Here is an 8021-nt window from a genome sequence, read left to right as displayed (position 1 = left end):
GCCGACCAGCCCCAGGGCGATGGGCCAGCGGTGGGCGGCCGCCGGCGGCTCCGTCGCGTGGCCGCGGGCGATGACCTCCAGGGACTGGACGTGGACGTCGGCCTCCCCGTCATGCTGACCGCAGGCGGCGCGGAAGGTCCCGGACACCGCGACGGTATCGCCCATCCGTCCGTAGCGCCCGGTGGTCGTGATCCGCCGAGCCAGGTCGGACGGCATCCACAGACCGATGGCCACGCCGTTCTCATCGAGAACGTTGACCCAAGAGTAGTCACCCCTGGGCAGGACGGGATCGAGGACCTCGGCCTCGAAGGTGACCTCCCGGCCATCGTAGTCCGGCGGGGCCGACAGGAGTACCCCGGGGAGGACCGCGGTCGCGGCCCAGGCGGCCCGCGGCCCGATGGCCACCGCCGCGAAGAGGGCCAGGACGGCCAGGGTCAAGAGGCGTCGCCGGCTGAAGGTCATCATCTCATTCGCCTGCCCCTGAGGAGGTATCCGACGAGGACGAGAACGGCCATGAACTCGAGCCGGCCCGCCCACATGACCACGATGAAGAGCGCTTTGAGCGGCGAGGGCATCAGGGGGGTGGCGACCCCGATGGTCAGGCCGACGTTGCCGGTGGCTGAGGCGGCCTCAAAGACGGCTTCCTTGACCGGGTAACCGGCGGCGGCCGTGGCCAGGGCCAGGGTGGTGAAGGTGAGGACGTAGAGGCCCATGATCAGGAAGGCGCTTCGGACCTGCCGCTCCTCGAGGGTGAAGTCGCGGAAGAAGTGAAACTTGGTGACGGTCAGGGCCGATTCCGGGGCGAGCAGCCGCCTGATCTCGTGGGTCAGGGTCTTCACGGCCAGGCCGACCCGCAGGCCCTTGAACCCGCCCGCCGTCGAACTGGCCGACCCACCGATGAGCATGGCCACGGTCAGGACGAGGATGGCCAGGCCTCCCCATTGACCGCCGAACTGCCCTGGGTAGACGGTCATGAACCCGGTCGTGGTCTGGGCCGAGATGACCTGATAGACCCCCCTCCGGAAGAGGTCGACCGAGCCGCTGTAGGGCCGGCCCCCGGCCAGGGCGGCCACGGCCAGGACCGTGCCGATCAGCGAGACGCCCACGAAGACCTGGGCCTCGAGGTTGCGGTACAGCTCCCGCCACCGGCCGGCCCAGACCGCGTAGTGAAGGCCGAAGTTCAGGGAGCCGATGACGAAGAAGACCATCGTCCCGATCTCGAAGACGAAGCTGTGATAGAAGATCATGTTCTGGCTGTTGGGAGCGAACCCGCCGGTGCTGAAGGCGGCCATAAAAACCCACATCCCGTGGAGGAAGGCCCGGTAGGGCGGGAGTCCGGCCAGCCAGGCCAGTACCCCGAGGACGATCGTTCCCACCCCGAGATAGACCAGGCTGATCACCCAGATGGCCCGGGCCGTCCGGACGGCGCTCGGGAAGAGCCGCTCGTCCTTGCCTTCCCCCACGTACAGCTTGTAGGCCCCGGGAAGCCCGCTGAGGAGGAAGGTCAGGGTGAGGACGATCATCCCTTGCCCGCCCAGGTAGGACAGGAGGTGGCGCCAGGTGTTGAGCCCGTCCGAGACGTGGTCGAGGTCCTTGATCAGGGCCAGCCCGGTGGTGGTGAACCCGCTCATCACATCGAAGGAGGCGTCCAGATAGGAGCCATAGTGGCCGCTCAACCAGCTCGGGATGGCGCTGACGAGCATCGCCACCAGCCATGACACGGCCACCGCCAGCATCCCTCGGGACCAGGTCAGGCGGCGGTCGGCCCGCCTGAAGAGGATCACCAGACCCGACCCAAGGAGCAGCGAGGCCCCGGCTCCGATGAGGAAGTCCGGGACCACCGTCCACTCGCCGGAGGCCAGCGCGACGAGGACGGGGGCACCCATCAGGGCGGCCATCCCCCAGAGGACCCACCCAGTGTAGAAGCCCACCGGGGCCAGGTCGAGCCACCATGGATTGCTCCGCGCGGCGGTCATCGAAGGGCCGCCAGCACACAGACTCCGAAGAGGGCGAGGAGGAAGAGCCCGACGGCCAAGACCTCGGCCGTCACCCCGGCCAGGGCGTAATGGCCCCAGCCCGCGCGGGGGGGGCCGTCGCGGCGCGGTCCGGGAGGGTCATCTCGGCGCGCTTCGCTCATCGCCCGTCACCGCCTGGCTTGGCCGGCCGACCGGCCACGCGGGCTGTCCGGCGGCGACCCCCGAGGGCCGCCATCAAGCCATCCTCATTGTCCGTCGTGGTCAGGGCCAGGACCTTGTCGCCCGCGGCCAGGACGGTCTCGCCGCGCGGGAAGACCAGGCGGTCGCCCCTGACGATGGCCATCAGCACCGAATCCTCGGGCAGACCCGGGGCCAGGTCGCGGACGGACCGGCCGGCGGCCGGGCTGTCACCGGCGATGACCTCCTCGACCAGGGCCAGCCTTCCCTGCTCGAGGGTGAACAGCTCCCTCAAGCTCTCCAGGTTGGTCTCCTGTTCGATGACGTGGGCGATGATGGCTGTGCTGGAGACGACCGTGTCGACCCCCAGTTGCTTGAGAATCGCCCGGTTGAGCGGATTATTGACCCTGGCCACCGTCCGGGGCACGTTGAACTCGGTCCGGCCGACCTGGCAAGCCACCAGGTTGACCTCGTCGAGGCCGGTCACCGCCGCCAGGACGTCGGCCCGGTCCGCCCCCGCGTCGGCCAGATGGGCCAGGTTGGTGCCGTCCCCGGCGATGACCAGGGCCGGCAGCTTTCCGGCCAGGAAAGCGGCTCGGTCGGGGTCCTTCTCGATCACGCTGACCTGATGTTTCTGGTCGAGGAGGGTCCGGACGAGGTAGTAACCGACCTTGCCGCCCCCGACGACGACGACGCGCATGTTCACATCTCCCCGGGATCGCGAGTGACGTCGGCCCAGGCGGTGACGGCCGCCAACGCATCCAGACGGACGACGCAGATGAGGGCGTCACCCGGCTCGACCCGGAGGTCGGGCTCGGGCAGAAGGACGCGACCCCCCCGTAGAATTCCGGCTGGCTGGCACTTGCCCGGGATGGCCAGGCGGTCCAGGGACTGCCCGGCCAGGTCGGCCCGGAGGGCCACCTGGGACAGCAGCGCCTCGCCGGTGCCCAGGGTCAGCAGGGTGGTCAGGCCTTGGCTGGACAGCAAGCCGCGGACCTGGGCCACGGCGGACTTGTCGGGTCTCAGAGTGAGCAGGCCGAACTTGCGATAGGCGCTCTCGAGGTGCGGGTTGTTGACCCTGACGACGACCCGTCTGAGGTTGAAGTGGCGACGGGCGACCTGCCCGACCATCAGGTTGACCTCATCACTCCCGGCCACGGCGGCCAGGGCGTCGGCCCGGTCGACCCCGGCCTGCCGCAGGACATCCTCGTCGATGGCCGTGCCCTCGATGGTGATCCCGTCGAAGGCCGACCCGAGCCGCTCGAAGGCCTCCCGGGCGCGGTCGATGACGACCACGTCGTGGCCCTCTTCGGACATGTTCCTGGCCAACTCGGAGCCCAGCCGGCCGCAACCGGCGATGATCACGTACACGGCGATGTTTCCGGCGGGACGTAGTTCAAATTGGTCGCCCGGCTCAGGTTGTCCTGGGCCGGTTGGTAAGTGGGGTCGACGGCCAGGGCCGCCCGGTACATCTTGAGGGCCTCGACGACCTCGCCTTCGAGTTCTTGGACCATCCCGAGGAGGTTGAAGGGTTCGGGGCTCTCGGGGTCCAGGGCCATGGCCCGGCGCAGGTGGGGCACGGCCTGGTCCAGGCGGTGCCGGGTGATGCAGGCCTTGGCCAGTTCAATCGAGGCCCGGAAGGACTGGTCGGCATCCTCGGCGGTGATGGTCCGGCGGCCGAGGACGCTCGAGACGACGTTCCTGATCTCCTCCGGGGTGAATGGTTTCTGCAGATAGTCGATGGCTCCGACCTTCATCGCCTGGACGGCGGTCTCGACCGACCCGTAGGCGGTGATCATCACCACGTCCTGCTCGGGAGCGCGCCGCTTGATCCGGCGAAGGACCTCCAGGCCGTCCAGGTCGGGCAGCTTGATGTCCAGCAGGATCAGGTCATAGGTCTGGTGCTCGGCCTTCTCGAGGGCGTGCTCCCCGCCCACGGCGACGTCCGTTTCGTAGCCCGCTTCAACCAGGCACTGCTGGAGAGTCACCCGGATGTTCTTCTCATCGTCAACGATTAACACCCTCACCAATGGAATCACCTCCGGGAATGGTTTTCGTCACGGGTAGACTGAAGGTGAACTTGCTCCCCCGACCGACCTCGCTGTCGACCCAGATCCGGCCCCCATGGGCGCGGACGATGTCCCTCGACACCGGCAGGCCCAGGCCCGCCCCGCCTTTCTTGGCCGGGTCAAGCTGGACGAAGGGCTCGAAGATGGCCTCCTGGCTTTCCTTGGGGATGCCCGGGCCGTCGTCCTCGACGGTCAGATAGGCCATGCTCCCGTGGAGCTCGGCCGAGATCCTCACCCGGCCGCCGGCCGGGGCGTAGCGGAGGGCGTTCCCGAGGAGGTTCGACAGGACCCAGGCCACCTTGTCGCGGTCGGCCCTGACCGGCGGGAACCCGTCGGGGACATCCCGGACCAGTTCGACCCCGGCCGTCTCGGCCTGCGGGAGGAACGGCTTCGTGGCCAGGTCGACCATGGCGGCGACGTCCTCTTCGGCGAAGCGCAGGGGGACCTGCCCCATCTGCAGCCTGGTCAGGGCGAACAGCTCATCGACCAGCCGGTCGAGGCGGCGGCTGTCCTCCTGGATGATCTCGACCAACTCGACGTCCCGCGGGCTGTCCTTGAGGGTCCTGCTCTCGGCCAGGAGGCCGGTCCCCATCACAAGGGAGGCCAGCGGCGTCCGAAGTTCGTGCGAGATGGCCGACATGAACCGCGACCTGGCCCGGTCCTCTTCCTCGACGGCGGTGACGTCCCTCATCAGGAGGACGATCCCGAGGGACTTGCCCTGATGCCGGATGATCGTCGCTTCCGCGTGGTAGTATCGCTTCTTGCCGTTGTCCGTGGCTTCCACGGCCAGGGGGGCGCGGTCGGCCGAGCCAGCCGTGGCCCGGGTGATCAGGTCCTTCAGACGGGGGTCCTCGACCGCCTCGGCGAAAGGCAGGCCCGCGACCTCGCCCTCATGCCATCCAAAGACCCGGTTGGCCACCCGGTTGGCCGACTCGATCCGGGAGTCGGTGTCCATCACCACGAGGCCGTCGCTGATGGATTCGATGACCGCCCCCAGTTTCAACCTGGTCGCCGTGAGCTGAGCCACGTCGGAGGCCCGCAGTTCCCTGAGGTGCTCGAGCATCCGGCCGAACTCCGTGGAGAGGACCCCGACCTCGTCATCGCTCTTGATGACCAATGATTCATCCAGGTGACCCTCACCGACGCGCCTGGCGAACTCGGCCAGTCGGCGGATGGGCTGGGCGATCAGGCTGGAGAGAGTCGAGCCGAGGACGACGGCGAGGAGAAGGGCCGACGCGGCCACTCCGATGGTCGACCAGACCGCCCGGCCCGAGGCAGCGGCCGTCCTGGCCTGCTTCGCCCGCATCGCCTCGTCGTTGATCCGGAGCAGTTCCTGACAGGCCTGGCGGGTGGCGTTGAAGTGGGGGAGGACCTCCCGGCGGTAAGTCGCCACGGCCGTCCCCCCGGTCATCCCACCGCTCCCCACGGTCTGCTCGAGCTGGCCGATGGATCTGGTGTAGTTGACGAAACCGGCACGGATGGAGGCGACGGCCTCACCCTCACCGGGCTCGGTCACGTTGTCCTGGGCTCGGGCCAGCCACTCCATGAACTCGACCTTGGCCTGTTCGAAGAGGGACCTCGATTCCTGGTCCCCCATGAGCATCAGGAGGGCGGCGCTGTCCTGTCGCTCCAGCGAGGCGACCAGGTTGCCGGCGGCGATGACGCTGCGGTAGTTGCGGACCATGATGGCGTCGAGGTCGCGGGTGAACCGGACGTAGTTGAGGGCCGACAGGGTCCCCACCAAGAGAGCAAGGACGGTGATCAGGACATAGCCGCCCATGATCTTGGCCCGCAGAGTCCTCACGACCGTCCCTCCCATCGGGTTGGCTCTCGATTGTCGGGTTGGCTCTCGATTTTCCGGCCGGTAGCCAGCTAATCCTGGCCGGGCACCAGCTATTTTTCCCGCCGGACGGCCCGGCTCATCATACTCCTCTCGGGAGAACGATTCAATAGAAGACGGTCTGGGCCCGACGGGCGCCAACCGATCGCCCCGTTCCCGGAAATATTTCGGCCAAGCCCCCGCTCAAGCGGTATTTTTCCGCGTACAAATTGGTACATTAAACTACACAAAACTGAATCGGAGGAAATCGAAATTGGACGAAGACATCAAACGAATCTTTGAGCAGGAAGTGCGGGAGAAGCGGGTCAGCGCGCGGGGCGCTCGGAAGAAGAAGGGAAAAAGGGGACTGGTCGGCAAGATGCTGATGCCGGCCGACTTCGCCGGCCGGGAATACCGCCAGGCCCGCGATCTGGACTCTTTCAACATCACCGACCTGATCACCAAGCTGAGTCAGGCACCCACCCTCAAGCAGGTCCTCCTGAGCAAGATGGATGAAGAATACAAGACTTATCGGATGGCTACCGAACGGACCATCGACGCCGTGGCCGAGGTGGTCAAGCTGGCCATCGAGCCGTTGGCCACGGAGGTCTGCCGGGCCCTTGACCGTCTGGAAGAACTCGAGGCGACCCTCGCCGCGCACGGGCTGATCGGAGGCAAGCAGCGGCGGGTCCGGGCCAATGACGCTCGGCGGTCCGCCCTGGGCGGCGGAGCGGAAGCTCCGACGGCACCATCAACGAGGATCCGTTGGGGCTCGTCCCCCGAGGAGATCCGGTCGATCGTGGCCGAGCAGATCCGGCGGCTGATGGCCGATGGCAAGAACATAGACACCAAGACCATCCGGGCCGAGGTGCCTAGCATGCTCAAGTGGCTCTATGGAAAGAAGGCCGTCTTCTCGGGGCTCGAGGACGCCAAGCGGACGGCCTTACGGCCCCTATCGGCTAGCGAGACGGCTTATTCCGACGCCGCACCAGTCGAACCACCGGCCGTGGCCGGACCGCCCGCGGTCTGACCGTCCGGGCCGGCCGCTTCGCTTGGGCCTCCGGTTCAGGCTTCGGCTTCTGGGCGGTGATGATCCCGTGACCGTACCAGTCACCTGAGAGGGGCAGCGGGTCGTAGGGGTTGCCCGGCCAGGTGCCGGAGAGATAGGTCTTGAAGTGGATCTGGTCGAAGCCGGCCCCGGCGAAGGTCTCGCGGATCAGCTTGGTGACGTAAAAGCGCTCCAGTCCTTGCCTTGACAGGTGGGCGGCCGTCCGGGAATTCTCCCGGATGACCGTCGCCCCGAAGGCGACTGGAGCGCCGTTTTTCATCGTTCGGAAAGTCTCGGCCACGGCCAGTTCGGGCCGCTGCTGGATGTTCTGGTAACCGGCGAAGGAGCAGGCCGAGGAGAAGACATCATCCTTGAAGGGGAGCCGGCGGACGTCGCAGACTACCAATGACACCTGGTCGTAGCGCCCGAGCCGGAGCAGGTGGGCGCGGGTCGACCTGGTGACCGAGAGGCTGTAATCGGTCCCGACGACGAGGGTCGCCCGATCGACGTGCTTGAGGACTTCCTCGATGAGCGTCCCGGCGCCGGTGGCGACGTCCAGAATGGCCCCGCCGCCCTTGGGGACGGCCAGTTTGGCCAGGTCGCGGATCATCCGCGGTCCGTGCCGGCGGACCTCTTCGGGCAGAGCGATCCAGTAGGCGTCGTAGACGCGATCGCGGCCGTCCTGGCTGAGAGCGGTGGTCGCCCACTCGGGTTCCTGGAACGGTTCGAGGGGGCCGCCGCCGCGGAAATCAGGGATGCCCTCGAGGACCGGGTATTCGCGGCCACACCCCGGGCAGCGGATGACCCCCGTGGTCACCCGCAGGTAGTTGCCCGCGGTCTCCTCGACTTCGAGGTCGCCGTGGCAGGACGGGCAGGTCAACAGACCAAGGAGGTCGCGACGCAGGGCGGACACCCCCCAGCGGGCCACGGAT

At 67.6% G+C, this 8021-nt stretch carries 9 protein-coding genes; 1 reads left to right on the top strand and 8 read right to left on the bottom strand.

Annotated features, from left to right (window positions below):
• From VGL40_00770 to VGL40_00740, 7 genes are all read right to left on the bottom strand, one after another.
• A partial coding sequence (locus VGL40_00770) for a hypothetical protein (protein HEY3313801.1) occupies positions 1 to 465 on the bottom strand: 465 nt, incomplete at its 3' end.
• Positions 462 to 1976, bottom strand: coding sequence for a TrkH family potassium uptake protein (locus VGL40_00765; GenBank protein ID HEY3313800.1), 1515 nt, complete (start codon positions 1974 to 1976; stop codon positions 462 to 464). The genes VGL40_00765 and VGL40_00770, both read right to left, overlap by 4 nt.
• Positions 1973 to 2137, bottom strand: a complete 165-nt coding sequence (locus tag VGL40_00760) for a hypothetical protein (protein ID HEY3313799.1) — start codon at positions 2135 to 2137, stop codon at positions 1973 to 1975. The genes VGL40_00765 and VGL40_00760 overlap by 4 nt, the downstream gene beginning before the upstream one ends.
• Entirely contained in the window at positions 2134 to 2853 is a 720-nt protein-coding gene (locus tag VGL40_00755; protein HEY3313798.1) for a TrkA family potassium uptake protein, read from the bottom strand. Before VGL40_00755 ends, VGL40_00760 begins: the two co-directional genes overlap by 4 nt.
• Positions 2854 to 2855: 2 nt before the next feature.
• The gene (locus tag VGL40_00750) at positions 2856 to 3524 is read right to left on the bottom strand and encodes a TrkA family potassium uptake protein (GenBank protein ID HEY3313797.1); all 669 of its coding nucleotides are present in this window, start codon (positions 3522 to 3524) and stop codon (positions 2856 to 2858) included.
• On the bottom strand, positions 3515 to 4180 hold the full coding sequence (locus VGL40_00745) for a response regulator (protein ID HEY3313796.1): 666 nt from the start codon (positions 4178 to 4180) through the stop codon (positions 3515 to 3517). The genes VGL40_00750 and VGL40_00745 overlap by 10 nt, the downstream gene beginning before the upstream one ends.
• Positions 4161 to 6026: an ATP-binding protein gene (locus VGL40_00740; protein ID HEY3313795.1), complete on the bottom strand. Its 1866-nt coding sequence runs from the start codon at positions 6024 to 6026 to the stop codon at positions 4161 to 4163. The genes VGL40_00745 and VGL40_00740 overlap by 20 nt, the downstream gene beginning before the upstream one ends.
• 289 nt (positions 6027 to 6315) lie before the next feature.
• Here VGL40_00740 and VGL40_00735 point away from each other — a divergent pair, with 289 nt between their 5' ends.
• Positions 6316 to 7071 (top strand): hypothetical protein, encoded by a 756-nt coding sequence (locus tag VGL40_00735; GenBank protein HEY3313794.1) that lies wholly within the window; start codon positions 6316 to 6318, stop codon positions 7069 to 7071.
• Here VGL40_00735 and VGL40_00730 read toward each other — a convergent pair.
• Entirely contained in the window at positions 7001 to 8002 is a 1002-nt protein-coding gene (locus VGL40_00730) for a methyltransferase domain-containing protein (GenBank protein HEY3313793.1), read from the bottom strand. The genes VGL40_00735 and VGL40_00730 overlap by 71 nt on opposite strands.
• Between the last annotated feature and the right edge of the window lie 19 nt (positions 8003 to 8021).

This window comes from Bacillota bacterium (assembly GCA_036504675.1).
Lineage (GTDB): Bacteria > Bacillota > Sulfobacillia > JAJYWN01 > JAJZPE01 > DASXUT01.
Note: the sequence above shows the minus strand (reverse complement) of the source record. Positions and strands in the feature narration are given on the sequence as shown.

What these genes read in the sequence shown, in the direction of transcription:
- VGL40_00765 (HEY3313800.1), bottom strand. Translation starts at nt 1,976, where the DNA reads ATGACCGCCGCGCGGAGCAATCCATGGTGGCTCGACCTGGCCCCGGTG.
- VGL40_00760 (HEY3313799.1), bottom strand. Translation starts at nt 2,137, where the DNA reads ATGAGCGAAGCGCGCCGAGATGACCCTCCCGGACCGCGCCGCGACGGC.
- VGL40_00755 (HEY3313798.1), bottom strand. Translation starts at nt 2,853, where the DNA reads ATGCGCGTCGTCGTCGTCGGGGGCGGCAAGGTCGGTTACTACCTCGTC.